This window comes from Streptomyces vastus (assembly GCF_039532825.1).
GTDB lineage: Bacteria > Actinomycetota > Actinomycetes > Streptomycetales > Streptomycetaceae > Streptomyces > Streptomyces vastus.
On record NZ_BAAASJ010000032.1, the window covers coordinates 136,448 to 151,801 of the forward strand.

Sequence of the window (15,354 nt, forward strand, 5' to 3'; positions counted from 1 at the left end):
ATGTGAGGGCGCTTACGTACCCGGGGGTAGATCGCTGGGCTGTCAGGGTGACTTCACTGCGGTCAGCAGGGCGTAGCCGAGCACGCCTTCCGTGACGGCGGCGCGGGCCGCGTCCAGGACAGCCGGGGCCGCGTCCAGGTCGACGCCGGCGTCGGCGAGGCGGGCAGGGGCGGTGATGCGCAGCAGGTCCAGCCGCGCCTGGATCTGGTCGATCATGCGGAGCATCGCCTCGTCGTGCCGCTCGGTGACCTGGGTGCGCAGCCCGGCCGCGGCCAGGATCTCGGCGTATTCGTCCAGGGGGCGGGCGTCGGCCACGCAGGCGATACGGGCAGTGAGCCCGCGCAGTTCGGGCGGGAGCCGGTCGGGATCGGCGGTGACGTCGGTGAGGCCGAGGCGTCCGCCAGGCCGAAGGACGCGGGCGAACTCGGCGGCGGCCCGGGCCTTGTCGGGGAAGGTGCACAGGGCGCACTCGCACACTACGGCGTTGAAGACACCGTCGTCGTAGGGCAGGTGTTCGGCGTCGCCGGTAGTGAAAACGGCCCGGTCGCCCAGGGCGGCGGCCTCGGCGGCACCTTGCGCGAGGGCCGTGTTGGCCGGCGCGTAGTCGACGCCGTCCGCCTTCACCCCGTAGGCGCCGGCGAGCAGGAGGGCGGTGGTGCCGCGGCCCGAGGCGACGTCGAGGGCCCGCATGCCGGGGGCGAGGGCGAGGCGGTCGGCGAGGCGGCGCGTCAGGGCAGTGCCGCCGGGGTGGTAGGAGTCGCCGAGCAGCATCGCGACGATGTCCTTGGAGTAGGCGTCGGCGCAGCAGGACTTGATCTCCTCGTGGGTCACGGCCGGCGCTCCTCAGCTCTCGGTGCGGGTGGTCTTCGAGCCGTACGGGGTGGTCGTGAGCCGACCGGCGAGGGGCAGCGCGTTCGGGGCGACCGGGGCAACGGGGACGCCGGACATCTGTGCGCGGACCTGTTCGCGGTAGCCGACGGAGTTGTAGGCGCAGAACGGGATGAGGCGTCCGTCGGGGGTGATCTCCTCGACGCAGCACTTCATCAGCTGCTTGACGTTGAGGGTGTAGGGGTCCTGAAAGTCCTGCACGACGATCATGAACGCCTTGTCGCTCAGGCCCTTCACGGCCTGGGGCAGGTCGATGCCGCAGGCGTCGGCGCAGTCCAGGGCTTCTGCCGTGGCCCGGAGCTTCTCCTCGGTCGTGGTGGTACCCATGAACGCGGAGGCCGACCACAGTTTCTCCAGGGCCTCGCGGATCCCGGCGTCGGGCATCACGCGGTTGGTGACGTAGTCGAGGTAGTCCTCCACGTTCAGCAGCCGCGGGATCGGCACGACGGTGCGGCTGCCCGGCTCACCGTCCACCAGGAGGTAGGTGATGGAGCGGCAGGTCGGGAAGCAGCAGGGGACCGGGAAGAAGTCGCCCTTCTGGAACCAGCCCGGCCGCTGCTCGTTGATCAGCCGGATGACGTCGGGGTTGGTGAGCCGGTTCAGCGGGTCGAACTCCACATGCCGGCCGGAGTGGGTGACCGGCTGGAACGCCACCGACCGGACGGCCGGATGGTCGATGCCGTACTCGATGATCGCGCCGAGTTCATGCTCGTTCAGGCCGCGTTCGACCGCGGCGACGAGGGTGACGGTCAGCCCGGCCTCCGCGCAGTTGTCCAGGGCCCGCTGCTTGAACGTCCGCAGGTCCCGGCCTCTGATTTCCCGGTGGGTACGTTCGTCGAAGCCGTCGAACTGCAGGTAGATGTTCACCGACCGGCCCGGCACCCGGTTGCGCTTGCCGAGCTCGGCGACGAAGTTCTTGTCGGTCGCCAGGCGGATGCCGTTGGTGTTGAGGTTGACGTTGCTGATCGGACGGGCCTGAGCGAGGTCGATGAAGTCCAGGATGTGCTTGTGGATGGTGGGCTCCCCGCCGGAGAACATCACCACCTCCGCTTCCCCCTCCGAGGCCACGAACGCGTCGAGCATCCGCTCGCACTGCTCATGGGTGATGGAGTAGCCATCCGGCTGGTGGCCGGAGTCGGCGAAGCAGATCGGGCAGTCCAGGTTGCAGCCGGTGTTGACCTCGATGATCCCCAGGCATGCGTGCTGCTTGTGCTCCGGGCACAGCCCGCAGTCCGACGGGCAGCCGTCGTTCACCTCGGTCTGGAAGGTGAGCGGGATCGTGCCGGGCTTGTTGAACCGGGCCGAGGCCAGGTACTCCTCGGCATCCCCGTACACCAGCGCCTCGAATTCGCCGTGATCGCGGCAGCGTTTCCGCAGGTACACCTTGTTGTCACGGATGTTGACCTGCGCGTCAACGGGCGTCTTGCACATCGGGCAGATCGACTTGGTGAACTCCACGAACACCTCGTCGCGGTCCACCTTGCGCCGGGGCGCGGGTGCCTGGGTCACGCGGAACTCCTCCATAGATACGGTCCTTCACTCACCGGGCATCGTCACGGCCTGCGATGTCGCCCGATTGCGACGCAGGTGGGGCCGGGACAGTCGGGCAGCAGTCCTCCGGCCCGGCGCCCCGGCGGCGACGGGCCCGGCAGCGCAGGGCGTAGCCCGCGCCGGCGAGCAGGATGACCGCGCCGACGGTGATCAGCCACCCACTGGCCAGAGCCCCGCCGACCGTGCTGAGCTCCGCCGGCCACGAGCAGGGGGCCCGCGCAGCACACCGCCATCAGCAGTGCGGCGCCCACGAGCCGCCGTCAGGCCGCCGAGACCGGAACTTTCACGGGATGCCGACACTGCGGCTCGCCTCCTCCCGGCCGGTGTGCGAGGGGGCCGGGGCCGTGCGCGCAGAGCGGACCAGCAAGGCGGCGTAGAGCAGGGTCAGGGCGTCCTGGAGCAGAACGAACCAGCTCAGCCGCTGGGACAGGTAGATCCCGAAGCATCCGCAGTTGTCCACCGCCAGGCCCCGGATGTATGCCTGCACCGCCAGCAGCGACCACACCACCGACACGCCCGTGTACACCCGCACCGGCGCCAGGACCTTCGACCGCGGCCGGGCCACAAACCAGATCCCGCACACCAGCTCGCCCGCGATCAGCGCCACGGCCAGCATCGCCGCGGCGCCCCCGGTCACCAGCCCGTATGCGGACAGAATCCGCGGCATGTGCCCGAAGGAGGCGATCTGCCCCAGGGCCATCGCCGTGTACACCGTCCCGAGCACGATCCTCAGCACCATGATCCGACCGTAGGCTGCGGGCGAGGTCGAGAACTGTAAGCGCGCTCACCGAACCACCCCTCGCCTCCGGCACGATCGAAGGTGCGAAGCGGTGTTCGCCACCGCGCGAGCCCGCGTCCCGAGGATTCGGGAGGTGCCAGGTAACCGGCAGCAGGCCCACCGCCCGCGACGGCGGCAGGCCGTCAAGGGCGCGGGAGTGATCGGTGCGGCCACGGTCCTGCTCGTGGGCGGGGGCGTCGACCCCGCAGTGCGCGCCGTCCTCGACCGGCAAGCACCAGCGACTGCGGTGACGCCCTGCGCACCGCGCTCCTCTCGGCTCAGCGGCAGGGACAGTTTGGTGAGGACGTAGATCCCGAGTGCGCTGCCGACATGCTGGCCCTCCTGGCGCACGGCGTGAACCTGCGCTCCCGCGCAGGGGGTGGACGCACAGGGCGTGGACGCACAAGGACTACGGAAAACCGTCACGGCGGCGATCGCAGCGGAGACCGGCACGGCCGGAGCCTGACGCGCTCCTCCCCGCAGGGGCCGCAAGGCGGCCCGCAGGTCTACCGCTCAGCCGAGGGCCGTGCGCCGCTCCGCCTCCTGCTTGACCGCCTCCAGCGTGGCCGCGACGGCCGCCTCCCAGCGCGGGGCGACCGCACCGCCCCACCATCGGCCCAGCGCCCACAGGTCGGTGCCCAGCTCGCCGCGGTGCACGAGCCGCGTACCCCCCTGCTCCTCGGTGAGTTCGAACGTCTCGGTGACCGCCGGGACGGGCCCGCGTACCAAGCGGAAATCGACACGCTCCGGCCGGGCGAACCGCACGGTCTCCACCGTCGTCGCCGTCAGCCGCCCGCCCGCGACGGGGGTGCGGTGCGCGGCGAGCACCATGTCGGAGCCCCGCTCCAGCACCTGTACCTTCTCCCGCATCGCCCGCGTGGCCCGGCCGAGATAGGGCTGAGCGATCACCTCGAAGACCGTCTCGCGCGGTGCGGCAATGCCAACGCTTCGCGGACCGAGCGGGCGCGTGCGCCGGCCCACCCCGAGATCGAGCGGCACCGCTCCGGTCACCAGCCCCAGATACCCGGCCGCCACGCCCGTGGCGGCCACGGTCACCGCCCCCAGAGCACCGATCCGCACCATCGCCCCGACCTCTCCACACGTCCATCCTGTCTCCCGTCCGACGGTAGGCCGGGAAGTCCCGGTGATCAGTGAGCGCGCTCACCGTTCTCCCAGCGCGTCGGCCCTACCGTGAACGCCACCACCCTGTGAAGGACGGAGGAGCGTGGAGCCCGTATCCGAAATGGCCGACAGCCGCGCCGCCACGAACGTGCTGCTGGCCGAACTGCGCGAAGGGCACCTGGCCCCGGCAGCCGTCGTGCGCTTCCTCGGGCACGCAGCCCGCCGGTCGCTGCGCCAGGCCGCCCGGCGCCCGCGGGCCGTGGCCGAGCTCACCGCCCTGCACGGCGTCCTGTACACGCTGGCCGCCGGCAGACGGCCCGGACGGCGCTGGGTGGCCATCAGCTGGGTCGTCGCCGTCCTGCACCTGGGGCTGCTGGAGCACCGCACCCGCCTGGCCACCGCAGACGTGCTGACGCTGATGCGCGCCAATCTCCCTGCCCTGCCCGGCGGAGCCAGCCGCGGCTCCGGGGTGCTGGCGATCAGCCTCGATCTCGCCGACGGCCGCCTCGCCCGCCACCAGGGCACGACCTCCCCCTTCGGGGAGAACGCCGACAGCTTCGCCGATGCCGCCTACTGGATGTGGCTCACCCTGCGCCACGAACCCAGCCACACCCTGCGAGCCGCAGCGGTCGCCGCCTGGGTGCTTCCCGTCGTCGCCGTCACCGGCCTTGCGCTGCGCCGCGGCACCATGCCCGAGCGGCCCCGCCCCGTCCTGCTGCGACCGGCCGCCGCTCTTCAGGCCGTCGTCGCCCTCCGGCACCTCACACGCCGCTGACAGCCCTGTTACTTCCCGCTGTCAGCGGGCCGATCCGGCTCGGGTGTGCCCTCCATGCGTACGCCCTGCCAGAACTGCTCGCGGTGCGGGCCGCCTGAGCAGCACTCCAAGGGACGGGAGTCACGCCAGCCCGGCCGATCCGCGGTCGCAGTCCGGGCGCGGCATCCGCGCAGAGTGTGAAGACTTCCACTTCGAAGCCAAGAACGCCGACGCCGCCCCGCTACGCCAAACTCCCAAGTGAACGCGGGTAGGCGGCCATCCGCCACCCCATGTCCGCCGGGGGAAGGAGCGGGGCCGACTCGTAGTGCTGTGACCGCAGTCCTGCGACCGCGGGCCACCATCTGCTGCTTTGCTGCTGCGCGCGCCGTGTGTCATCCGGCCGATGGCGGAATGTTCTGGTTGGCGTGGAAGAAGTTGTCCGGGTCGTAGGAGCGTTTGATCGACGCCAGCCGGTCGTAGTTGCCACGGTAGGTGGTCCGCACCCGCTCCGGGCCCTCCTGCTCTCCCAGGAAGTTGATGTAGGAGCCGCCCATGGAATGCGGGTGCAGGTCGTTCCAGTAGTCGACGCACCACTGCCGGATCAGGTCGGCGTTGGCGGGGTCCGGATCGATTCCGCCGATCACGCCGGACCAGACGGCGTCCCGGTAGGCCCAGGCCGTGTCGTCGGTTCCCACCCGGTGGGCCGCCCCGTCGACCGGGTACAGGTGCATCGTCGACAGCTCGGTGGGGATGTTCTCCCCGTACCGCTGGTGCACCTCGATCGCGGCGTCGGAGACGGTGTCGAAGAAGTCGCCGCGCCAGTACCACTGCAGTCCCTTGGGGATCAGTTCGTCGAACATGGTCTGCAGAGCTGGGTAGGGCATGGGCGTGGTGAAGTGGAAGGCGGGTGGCGCCGGCTCGTTCACCGCGGCCAGCACCTCTTCAAGCCGGTTGGCCTCCAGGTCGCCGGTGTAGCACCAGACCACAGCGCACATCTTCTGCCCGTGGATGGGCTCGGGGAACGGCGGCCCGGGCGGCACGACCAGCACGGCGAAGAAGCCGCTGAGGTCCTCCGGCGCTGCGGGCAGGAACTCCCGATACCAGCGCAGCACGTCGCCGGTGCGGTCGATGGGCCATACCGTCACCGCCACACCGACCGTGTGCGCCGGATGCAGCCGGAAGGTGAACGACGTGACCACCCCGAAGTTCCCGCCGCCGCCCCGCAGCGCCCAGAACAGGTCCGGGTGATCCTTCTCCGACGCCGTGACGAAGGAGCCGTCGGCGAGGACGACGTCGGCGGACAGGAGGCTGTCGATCGTGAGCCCGTACTTACGGGTGAGATGTCCGTGTCCGCCACCCAGCGTGAGACCGCCCACCCCTGTGGTCGACATGATCCCTGCCGGTACGGCGAGACCGAAGGCGTGGGCCGCGTGGTCCACGTCGCCCAACTGGCAGCCGCCGCCCACCTGCGCGATGCCTGCTTCAGGGGCCACACGCACCCAGCGCATCGGTGACAGGTCCAGCACAAGCCCGTCGTCGAGCAGGCACAGACCCGGTCCACTGTGGCCGCCGCCACGCACCGCGATCTCCACCCCGGTGTCCTGCGCGAAGGAGACCGTGGTCCTGACGTCCGCCACGTCGACGCACTGCGCGATGGCGGCCGGACGCCGGTCGATCATGGCGTTGTAGATGCTGCGGGCCTCGTCGAAGCTCGTGTCCTGCGGAGCCACGACAGGTCCCCGCAGTCCCTCACGCAATGTCTGGAGAACCGTTCCGTTGATACCGCCCATGATCGAACACCCCTATGGAAAGACCGGTGATCTGCGGACGGATGAGGACGCGCGACGTCCGAGCGGACCGAAGGGCGTGGGCGTGGTGCGTGAATCCGTCCCGCGCTTCGAATCGATTCCGGCGAGGCGGGCCGGCCACGCCTCACCAGACTCAGTTTCCCTTCGTCCAGGATCTCCCGCAATTCGGACGTAGGGCAGACAGCCGGTGCTGTCCCGGCCTCGGCCCGGCGGGCCTTGGCCTTGGCGTCGTTGCGGGCGCGGCGGGCAGCGGCCCGCTCCGGCCCTCGCGCAGCCCGCAGGGCGGCTTCGTGCCGGCGAGTTCATCCAAGGCGGCGTCCAACCGCCTGAAGGCAGCATGGGCGTTGCGATCCCGACGGTCCACGGCTCGACCTGTACCTCAAGAGCAAGGCGGACGACCTCGAGGAGTCGACGATCGTCGGCTACCGCAACGCCCTCGTGCACGCCAAGGAATTCGTTGTCGGCATCCGCGACAACCGCCTCTTCGCCCCGCTGCTGCTCGGGTTGATGGGGCTCCGGCCGGCCGAGGTGGCGGGCATGCGGTGGTCGGACATCGACTTTGAAGCGGACACGCTGGCGGTCGCCGACACCCGCACGGTGATCGGGAACGCCCGCGTCCTGGAGAAGGACGCCAAGTCCGAGGCGGGAGAACGGACGCTGCCGCTGCCTGGGCCGGTCAAGCTGGCCCTGCTCGGCTTCAAGGTGCTGCAAGAGCCTGAACGCGTCGCGATGGGCGGCTATTACACCGACTCGGGTTACATGTTCGTCGACACGCTCGGGCAGCCGATGAGCACGCGCCAGCTCCGCGAGCACGCTTACTCGCTGATGGCGCAGCTCGGTCTCCGCAGGGTTCAGCTGTACGACGCGCGGCACTCGTGCCAAGAGAAGGTGATATTTCCGCCCTCACGCTGAGAGCGAAACCGCCTTTGACCTGTTGCTTCCTCTCGATCACTAGGCCATGCTGCCCATCACAACCTCATGTACGTCCTGTACATTTTTTACAGGACCTCACCCGGAGGAGGCGTGTGTCATGACCCGACCGTCCGCCCGCTACGTCCTGCCCGAGTTCACCGAACGCACCAGCGCGGGGCAGCGGACCATGGATCCGTACTCGAAGCTGCTGGAGGAGCGGATCGTCTTCCTGGGGACGCCGATCGACGACACGTCGGCGAACGACGTGATGGCGCAGTTCATGCACCTCGAGTACCAGTCGCCGGACCGGGACATCTCGCTGTACATCAACTCCCCCGGCGGCCAGTTCAGCGCGATGACCGCGATCTACGACACGATGCGATACGTCAGCTGCGAGGTGGAGACCGTCTGCCTGGGGCAGGCGGGGGCCGCCGCCGCGGTACTGCTGGCGGCCGGCGCGCCGGGGAAGCGGTCCGCACTGCCGGACGCACGCATGCTGATCCACCAGCCGGCACTGCCCGAGCCGGTGCAAGGTCAGACCTCCGATCTGGCCATCCAGGCCGAGGAGTTGATGCGCACGCGCAGGATGCTTGAGGAGATGCTCGCCCGGCACACCGGCCAGAGCCAGGAGCGGATCAGCGCGGACATCGAGCGGGACAAGATCCTGGAGGCACCTCAGGCAGTGGAGTACGGGCTGATCGACCGCATCATTGCGAGCCGTAAGACCTCGCTCGCCGCACCCGGCGCGAGGTGAACGGCGGATGCTCCCACCCGAGTTGCCCCCGCTGCCGGCACTGACCCGGGCGGAGGGTGAACTGGTCGACCGTTATCTGGAGGTGCTCGATCTCCTCGGCCGGATCAATCCGGCGAACCGCGGCGACACCTATGGCGGGCTGCGCGCTGCACAGGCACTGGTCACCAAGACCACCGCGCTGCGCGATGCGCTGAACCTGATGCACCAACGCGGTGAGCACGAGCTGCACGCACCGACCCTGACGCGGGCGTTGCGGGTCCTCGACGGTGAACGCCGGGCGGCCCGCGTCACCTTGCCGCCGGAGACCTCCGACATCTGACACCCACCGAGCGGCCCGGGGGCTCCACAGGCGACTGACGGGGCGTCCGGGCAAGAGGTGAAACGGACCAAATGACGTACCCCTGAAAGGAGTAGACGGAGGTACGTTCAAAGGCCCGTGCAACTTGCGCAGCGCGTGTACTCAAACACCGGAATCAGACATTCCGGTGCTGGTACGAGGGTCCTCTACCCCCTCGACGCTCGTCCGACAGCAGCCCCGTCCACCCGAACAGGTGAGTGGTGAGTAAGCCCACAAACCACCGATTCCGTTCGGACTTTCCGACATTCATGCGTCAAGATCCCTTCCGACGACAAGCCCCCGCCGCAGCGGCGGGGCGGTCCGGGCGGACGCCGAGTCCTGCCGCCGCCCGGATGACGGGTCGACAGAAGTGGATCGGCAGGAGTGGAGGACCCAAGCACGACGGGCCGCCGGAGACTTCCGAGTGGTCCTTGGGGTGAAGCCGCACACCGCGGCCGGGCAACTTCGCCAGCCCGAATCCGACAGGTCATCCTTCACAGGCGGCTGACGAAGGGTTGCGCATGTCTGCGCTCAATCGTGTCCCGTCGCTGTTGACCAGGGCCGGTACCGCATCGGCTCTCACCGTCGCCGTTGTCGGCGGCAGCGTTGTTGCCCCCGGTCTCGCATCCGACGCCGAAGCAGTAACCCCAGCGAAGAAGGCACTTCAGGTAGCGGCCTCCAAAAAGGGATCCCCCTACAAGTGGGGAGCCACGGGGCCCAAGCGCTTCGACTGCTCCGGGCTCACTCTCTACTCGTTCAAGAAGGCGGGGAAGAAGCTGCCCCGTACGGCCGCGCAGCAGTACAACAAGACGCGCCACATCTCGGCTTCGAGCCGCAAGCAGGGAGATCTGGTGTTCTTCCACTCGGGCCGGAACGTGTACCACGTCGGCATCTACGCCGGGAAGGGACGGATCTGGCACTCCCCGAAGACCGGGGACGTGGTGAAGCTGCAGAAGATCTGGACGAAGAGCGTCTGGTACGGCCGGGTCAGGTGACGCGCGTGGGGTGGCGGCGGTCATCGCCGCCACCCCACGGGGCGTGATTCGGGCGGCTGACGGGTTACTCATGGATCCATGGCCCAGCAACCGCCCAGCGACCGAGAGCCCGACGAGCGACGTCCGGGCGACGAGCGTCCGTACGCCCAACGGATGGAGCGGCGCGAGACGCCGCTCGAGCGCGCCGACCGCAACTTCATCGAACTGCTCCAGGAGCTGAGGGTCACCCAGACGGGCGTACAGATCCTCTTCGCATTCCTGCTGAGCCTCGCGTTCACCCCGCGCTTCCCGTCCCTCAACTCGGTGCAGCGCGCCACGTACATCACGACGCTGCTGCTCGCGGTGCTGTCCTCCGTGCTCCTCACGGCACCGGCCGCCCTGCACCGCCGGCTGTTCCAGCAGGGCGCCAAGCCGCAGATCGTGGCGGTCTCCTCACACCTCGCCCAGATCGGGATGGGCGTGCTGGCGTTCGCGCTCACCGGCTCGGTCCTGCTCGTCGTCGATGTGACGGCGGGCCGCCTCAAAGGGATTCTGGCCGGCGCGGCCACCATGGTGATCTGCTTCGGCCTGTGGGGGCTCGTGCCGCTCTTGATGAAACGGGCCGGCGGCAGGAGCCCGGACGATTCCTGAGGCCTGCCGGCCGGCCCACGGGTCAGGTCAGCACCGTCTCGAGAACGAGCCCCAGTCCCAGAACCGTAAGAGCGGTTCCGGTGACGGCCTCGATGGCCCGTACCGTCCGCGGCCTGCGCAGCCACCGGCCGAGCCGGTCCACGAGCAGCGCGACCGCCGGGAACCAGACCAGGGCGAGCGGGACTACGATCAGCGCGAGGACCAGCGTCCGAGGCATCGCGGGACTTCCGTCCGGTACGAACTGCGGCAGCAGACTCAGAAAGGTGACCGTCGCCTTCGGGTTGAGCGCGTTGGTGACGAAGCCCTGCCGCAGGGCTCCGGCCCCGGACACGACCGGCGGGTGCTCGGCCTCCGTCGTACGCCTGCCGCGCACCGACTGCAGCGTCCGTACGCCGAGATAGAGGACGTAGGCACCGCCCAGCAGCTGGAGCGCGCGGAACAGCGGGGGCACGGCGGTCAGCACCGCGGCCACCCCGACGACGGCGAGTGCCGTGTGGACGAGCAGCGCCGCCGCGATGCCGAGCGCGCACGCGATACCGGCCCGGCGGGAGGCCAGGGCGTTGCGGACCACGACGGTGAAGTCGGCACCGGGCATGGCGACGAGGCCTGCGGCGACTCCGGTGAAGGCGATGAGCTGTCCGTCCATGAGCACCAGCGTGCCCGCTCCGAGCCTTCAGCAGGTATGTGCAATATCCTGGGTGAGCCTTAAACAGTTCTTTAGCCTTCTCGTCCGTCCTTCCCTTCAGCCGGGAGCTTCGCATGTACGACCCCACGCGTCTCGCGGCGCTGGTGGCGGTCGCCGAGGCCGGCTCGATCACCCGCGCCGCCGAGCGCCTCGGCTACACCACGCCGGCGCTGTCCCAGCAACTGGCCAAGCTGGAGCGGGAGGCGGGCACGGCGCTTCTCGTACGCCACCACCGCGGCGCCCGCTTGACGGGCGCGGGCGAACTACTCGTGGCCCGGGCACGCCGGGTGCTCGACGAGATGGACCGGGCGCGGATCGAGCTGGCACGCCTGATCGGGCTGTCCGGCGGCATGCTGCGGCTCGGCACTTTCCAGACGGCCGGGATCCATCTGCTGCCGCCGGTGCTGAGCGCGTTCCGCCGGGCCCATCCTGATGTGGAGCTGACCGTGGCGGACTACGAGCCGCCCGCCGGCATCGCCGCGGTGGCCGCGGGCGAGGTGGATCTGGCGCTGACGCACGGCTACGAGCCCGCGGAGCCACTCCCGCTGCCCGCCGCGGTGTCCACGGAGCCGGTCCTGGTCGAGGAGTTGGTACTCGTGACCGCTCCCGGGCACGCCCTGACCAGCGGCTCGTCGCGGCTGCCGCTGACGGGTCTTGCGGGCCGGCAGCTGATCAGTATGGCCCCGGACCACCCGCCCCGGCAGGGCGTGGAGGCCGCGCTCGCCCGCGCGGGCGCCACACCCTCGGTCCTCGTCGCGACTCCCGGCTACGCCCTGGTGTGCGCCCTGGTCAGCGCGGGCCTCGGCGTCGCGGTGGTCCCGGAGATGGTCGCCAGAACCGCCGCCACCCCGGTGAGTATGCGTCTCCTGGAGCCGGGCGACCTGCGCAGGACGATCTCCGTCGCCTACCGCACCGACGAGCAGGCACCCGCGGCCGACGCCTTCCGCGCGCTGCTCCGCGGCGCTTTCGGCCGCGCGTCCCAACAGACCTGACGATCAGCGCCCCTTGAGGGTCCGCAGCCGACAACTCGCAATCCCCGCAGCCCCTCAGTCGGCAGTAACCGGCTGAACCGGAGTCGTCCAGGGCAGCATGATCGAAACCGTCTTGCCGCCCTCACGGGTGGGCCGGACCGTCAACTTCCCCCCGCACTCGGCGGTCAGGAAACGGATGATCACCATCCCTCGGCCGTTGTCCTGCTGGACGGCCGCGGGGAGTCTCTTCGGGAAGCGTGGATGGCTGTCGGTCACACCGATGCGCAGTTGCTCGTCACGGTCGAGTGTGAGGTCCACCGTGAAGGTCGGTGACTGGCCGAAGGTGTGCTGGACGGCGTTGGTGGCGAGTTCGGAGACGATGAGACGGACGGTGTCGGCGGCTTCCGTGTCGGACGGAAGGCCCCATTCGGCAAGGACGTTGGCGACGTAGCTGCGAGCGGCGGAGACCGAGGCGGGATCGCTCGGCAGAGTGACGGATGCTTCCAGGTGGTCTGCCATGGCGAGGTCGTCCCTTTCCCACGGGACCGGAGTCCGACACGGAGCGGAGGTTCGAGTACGGTCCCGGACTGGTGCTGCGCGCCAGACTGCCACTACCGGGCCGGTCTCGGTGCCGATCCACCAAGATATGCATATATCTGTCGCTCGAAGCGGTGAACTCTCCGACGACCGACCGTATTTGGGCGTAGCCCAGGGTGGTCATTCGGACGGGTGACCGGGTCGTCTTCTGCCGTCGCCGCGACGCCCGACGCTATAGCGTCGGCGCGACGGTCGGAGGGAGACGACCATGCAACACGGTCCCGCAGTACGCCGCCGCAAACTCGGCGCCCAGCTGCGCGCCCTGCGCACCCGCGCGGGTCTCACGAGCGGCGAGGCCGCCGGGCGCGTCGGCTGGCACCAGTCGAAGGTGAGCAGGATCGAGACCGGCCGCAGCGGGGTCAAGGCGGCGGACCTACGGCGACTCCTCGACGCGTACGACGTCCGGGACCCGGAACTGCTCGAGTTGCTCGTCGTACTCGCGGGCGCCGACGGCGACGGCCGGCACCGCTGGTGGAATGCCTACCGGGGTCTGCTGCCACCCACGTACCGCGACTTCATCAGCCTGGAGTCGCAGGCCTGCGCGATGCGCACCCTGGAGAACTCCGTGGTTCCCGGGCTGTTGCAGACACCGGAGTACGCCCGCGAGGTGACGCGGGCCGCCCTGGACGGGCTGCCGGACGGCAAGGTCGACGCGCTGGTAGAGGTGCGCCTCGCCCGCCAGGAGGTGCTGTGCTCGGACACGCCGCTGCGGCTGAGCGCGGTCCTGGACGAGGGAGTGCTGCGGCGGTCGGTCGGCGGACCGGAGGTGATGGCACGGCAGTTGAGGCGTCTGCGGGACGCTGCCCGACTGCCTCACGTGCGGATTCAGGTGCTGCCGTTCGGAGTTGGGGCCCATGTCGGGGCGACCGGGCCTTTCGTTATCTTTTCATTTTCGACCACTTCTGATCTGGATGTGGTTGTTCTCGACCACTTGACGAGTAGCCTCTATCTCGAAAGGGAAGAGGACGTTCAGGCCTACACCGAGGCCTTCAACTCCCTTCAGATCCACGCCCTTTCGCCCGAGGACTCGTTGGATTTCATCGCCGGTCTGGCTGACGGCGAGTAAGGAGGCACCATGTCCACCCCCCTGCCTCGGTCCGTACCTTCCAGCACCCGTCTGCACGGCGTGCGGTGGCAGCGCAGCAGCCGCAGCACAGGAATGAACAACTGCGTCGAGACGGCCTGTCCGGCCTCCGGCCCGTGGGCCGGACGTCTCGCGGTGCGCGACTCGAAGAACACTTCGGGTCCCGCCCTGCTCTTCGCCCCCTCGGCCTGGGAGGGCTTTATCGACGCGCTGCGCTGATCACCCGTACGGCACGGTCGAGTTGCCCGTCGGTGAGGTCCGCGCGGGCGGTGAGCCGCAGCCGTGAGATGCCGTCCGGCACCGACGGGGGACGGAAGCAGCCGACGGCCAGTCCCGCCTCGCGGCAGTCCGCCGCCCAGCGCACGGCCTGCTCCGGCGAGGATGCGCGCACGGAGACGACGGCGGCGTCCGGCCTCACCGCTTCGAGACCCTCGGCGGTCAGGCGGGAGTGCAGGGTCGTGGCCACGGCACGCGCGCGTGCCGCCCGTTCCGGTTCCCGGCGCAGCAGGCGCAGGGCCGCGAGGGCGGCGCCCGCGGCGGCCGGGGCCAGACCGGTGTCGAAGATGAAGGTGCGGGCTGCGTTGACCATGTGGTCGATCACGTGAGCAGGGCCGAGGACGGCGCCGCCCTGGCTGCCGAACGACTTCGACAGGGTGACCGTCGTGACGACGTCCGCCGCTCCCGCGAGTCCTGTCGCATGCGGTGCGCCCCGGCCACCGTCACCGAGCACGCCGAGCCCGTGTGCGTCGTCGACGACCAGACCGGCGCCGAACTCCCGGCAGACGTCCGCGAGTTCGGCGAGCGGAGCCGCGTCGCCGTCCACCGAGAAGACCGTGTCGGACACGACGACGGCGGGTGCGGAGTGCGTGCCCAGCACCTTGCGTACGGCGTCGGGGTCGGCGTGCGCGACGACCTGCGTGGTGCCCCGCGCGAGACGGCAGCCGTCGATCAGCGAGGCGTGGTTGCCCGCGTCCGACACGACGAGGGAGCCGTGCGGCGCCAGCGCGGTGACGGCGGCGAGGTTGGCGGCATATCCCGAGGAGAAGACGAGCGAGGACTCGAAGCCGCAGAACTCGGCCAGCTCACGCTCGAGTTCGGCGTGCAGTTCCGTGGAGCCGGTGACGAGCCGGGAGCCGGTGGCGCCACCGCCCCACACCCGCGCGGCGTGCGCGGCGGCCGCGGTGATCTCGGGGTGCCGGGCCAGGCCAAGGTAGTCGTTGCTCGCAAGATCGAGCAGCGGGGATTCGGCAGGGCGTGGGCGCAGCGTGCGGACGAGTCCGGCCCGGCGCCGCGTACGCGCCTGTTCGTCGATCCACGCGAACGGCGATCCGGCCATGTGTCCTCCGGGCCTTGAGGGTCTTGAAGGTCTTGCTTGGGGGTGCCTCTTGCAAACGGTGCTTTGTAGGCAGTGCACAGACCCTAGCCGCCCGGCCCGTCACCCATGATGTGCAAAAGACCACACCTCGAACGGGCTGTCTTGTACGAACT

17 protein-coding genes and 1 riboswitch are annotated in these 15,354 nt (G+C 69.8%); of the genes, 9 read left to right on the top strand and 8 right to left on the bottom strand.

Annotated elements, in window-relative coordinates:
- Nucleotides 1-42 precede the first annotated feature (42 nt).
- The 4 genes from ABD357_RS15795 to ABD357_RS15810 form a co-directional block, all read right to left on the bottom strand.
- On the bottom strand, nt 43-831 hold the full coding sequence (locus ABD357_RS15795; RefSeq protein WP_344390689.1) for a class I SAM-dependent methyltransferase: 789 nt from the start codon (nt 829-831) through the stop codon (nt 43-45).
- Between the two features lie 12 nt (nt 832-843).
- On the bottom strand, nt 844-2,397 hold the full coding sequence (locus ABD357_RS15800) for a radical SAM protein (RefSeq protein ID WP_344390691.1): 1,554 nt from the start codon (nt 2,395-2,397) through the stop codon (nt 844-846).
- Nucleotides 2,398-2,722: 325 nt separating this feature from the next.
- Nucleotides 2,723-3,178 carry a MauE/DoxX family redox-associated membrane protein gene (locus ABD357_RS15805; protein ID WP_344390692.1) on the bottom strand — a complete coding sequence of 152 codons (456 nt, stop codon included), beginning with the start codon at nt 3,176-3,178 and terminating at the stop codon, nt 2,723-2,725.
- 552 nt (nt 3,179-3,730) lie between these two features.
- The gene (locus ABD357_RS15810; RefSeq protein ID WP_344390693.1) at nt 3,731-4,300 is read right to left on the bottom strand and encodes an SRPBCC family protein; all 570 of its coding nucleotides are present in this window, start codon (nt 4,298-4,300) and stop codon (nt 3,731-3,733) included.
- Between the two features lie 142 nt (nt 4,301-4,442).
- On the opposite strand from ABD357_RS15810, the gene ABD357_RS15815 reads away from it, so the two are divergent.
- Nucleotides 4,443-5,114 (top strand): CDP-alcohol phosphatidyltransferase family protein, encoded by a 672-nt coding sequence (locus ABD357_RS15815; protein ID WP_344390694.1) that lies wholly within the window; start codon nt 4,443-4,445, stop codon nt 5,112-5,114.
- 371 nt (nt 5,115-5,485) lie between these two features.
- On the opposite strand, the gene ABD357_RS15820 is transcribed toward ABD357_RS15815, so the two are convergent.
- Complete coding sequence (locus ABD357_RS15820; protein ID WP_344390695.1) at nt 5,486-6,883, bottom strand: FAD-binding oxidoreductase; 1,398 nt, start codon at nt 6,881-6,883, stop codon at nt 5,486-5,488.
- 456 nt (nt 6,884-7,339) lie between these two features.
- Here ABD357_RS15820 and ABD357_RS15825 point away from each other — a divergent pair, with 456 nt between their 5' ends.
- The 5 genes from ABD357_RS15825 (at nt 7,340) to ABD357_RS15845 (ending at nt 10,529) form a co-directional block, all read left to right on the top strand.
- The gene (locus tag ABD357_RS15825) at nt 7,340-7,813 is read left to right on the top strand and encodes a tyrosine-type recombinase/integrase (protein ID WP_344390697.1); all 474 of its coding nucleotides are present in this window, start codon (nt 7,340-7,342) and stop codon (nt 7,811-7,813) included.
- Between the two features lie 118 nt (nt 7,814-7,931).
- The gene (locus tag ABD357_RS15830) at nt 7,932-8,567 is read left to right on the top strand and encodes an ATP-dependent Clp protease proteolytic subunit (RefSeq protein WP_344390698.1); all 636 of its coding nucleotides are present in this window, start codon (nt 7,932-7,934) and stop codon (nt 8,565-8,567) included.
- Between the two features lie 7 nt (nt 8,568-8,574).
- Nucleotides 8,575-8,886: a hypothetical protein gene (locus ABD357_RS15835; protein ID WP_344390699.1), complete on the top strand. Its 312-nt coding sequence runs from the start codon at nt 8,575-8,577 to the stop codon at nt 8,884-8,886.
- A gap of 370 nt (nt 8,887-9,256) precedes the next feature.
- A riboswitch (cyclic di-AMP (ydaO/yuaA leader) is annotated at nt 9,257-9,422 on the top strand.
- Nucleotides 9,423-9,425: 3 nt separating this feature from the next.
- Nucleotides 9,426-9,899: a C40 family peptidase gene (locus tag ABD357_RS15840; RefSeq protein WP_344390701.1), complete on the top strand. Its 474-nt coding sequence runs from the start codon at nt 9,426-9,428 to the stop codon at nt 9,897-9,899.
- 78 nt (nt 9,900-9,977) lie between these two features.
- Nucleotides 9,978-10,529, top strand: coding sequence for a DUF6328 family protein (locus ABD357_RS15845; protein WP_425584881.1), 552 nt, complete (start codon nt 9,978-9,980; stop codon nt 10,527-10,529).
- A 22-nt stretch (nt 10,530-10,551) separates the two neighbouring features.
- Here the strand turns inward: ABD357_RS15845 and ABD357_RS15850 are convergent, their stop codons facing one another.
- The gene (locus ABD357_RS15850) at nt 10,552-11,175 is read right to left on the bottom strand and encodes a LysE family translocator (RefSeq protein ID WP_344390702.1); all 624 of its coding nucleotides are present in this window, start codon (nt 11,173-11,175) and stop codon (nt 10,552-10,554) included.
- Between the two features lie 113 nt (nt 11,176-11,288).
- On the opposite strand from ABD357_RS15850, the gene ABD357_RS15855 reads away from it, so the two are divergent.
- The gene (locus ABD357_RS15855; protein ID WP_344390703.1) at nt 11,289-12,206 is read left to right on the top strand and encodes a LysR family transcriptional regulator; all 918 of its coding nucleotides are present in this window, start codon (nt 11,289-11,291) and stop codon (nt 12,204-12,206) included.
- Between the two features lie 54 nt (nt 12,207-12,260).
- Here the strand turns inward: ABD357_RS15855 and ABD357_RS15860 are convergent, their stop codons facing one another.
- A complete protein-coding gene (locus ABD357_RS15860) occupies nt 12,261-12,704 on the bottom strand; it encodes an ATP-binding protein (RefSeq protein WP_344390704.1) in 444 nt (147 codons plus the stop codon).
- 286 nt (nt 12,705-12,990) lie between these two features.
- Between ABD357_RS15860 and ABD357_RS15865 the strand changes: the two genes are divergently transcribed.
- Nucleotides 12,991-13,848 (top strand): helix-turn-helix domain-containing protein, encoded by an 858-nt coding sequence (locus tag ABD357_RS15865; protein ID WP_344390705.1) that lies wholly within the window; start codon nt 12,991-12,993, stop codon nt 13,846-13,848.
- A 9-nt stretch (nt 13,849-13,857) separates the two neighbouring features.
- Nucleotides 13,858-14,085: a DUF397 domain-containing protein gene (locus ABD357_RS15870; RefSeq protein WP_344390706.1), complete on the top strand. Its 228-nt coding sequence runs from the start codon at nt 13,858-13,860 to the stop codon at nt 14,083-14,085.
- Here ABD357_RS15870 and ABD357_RS15875 read toward each other — a convergent pair.
- Nucleotides 14,066-15,202, bottom strand: coding sequence for an 8-amino-7-oxononanoate synthase (locus tag ABD357_RS15875; protein WP_344390708.1), 1,137 nt, complete (start codon nt 15,200-15,202; stop codon nt 14,066-14,068). The two genes, ABD357_RS15870 and ABD357_RS15875, sit on opposite strands and share 20 nt — an antisense overlap.
- Nucleotides 15,203-15,354: the final 152 nt, after the last annotated feature.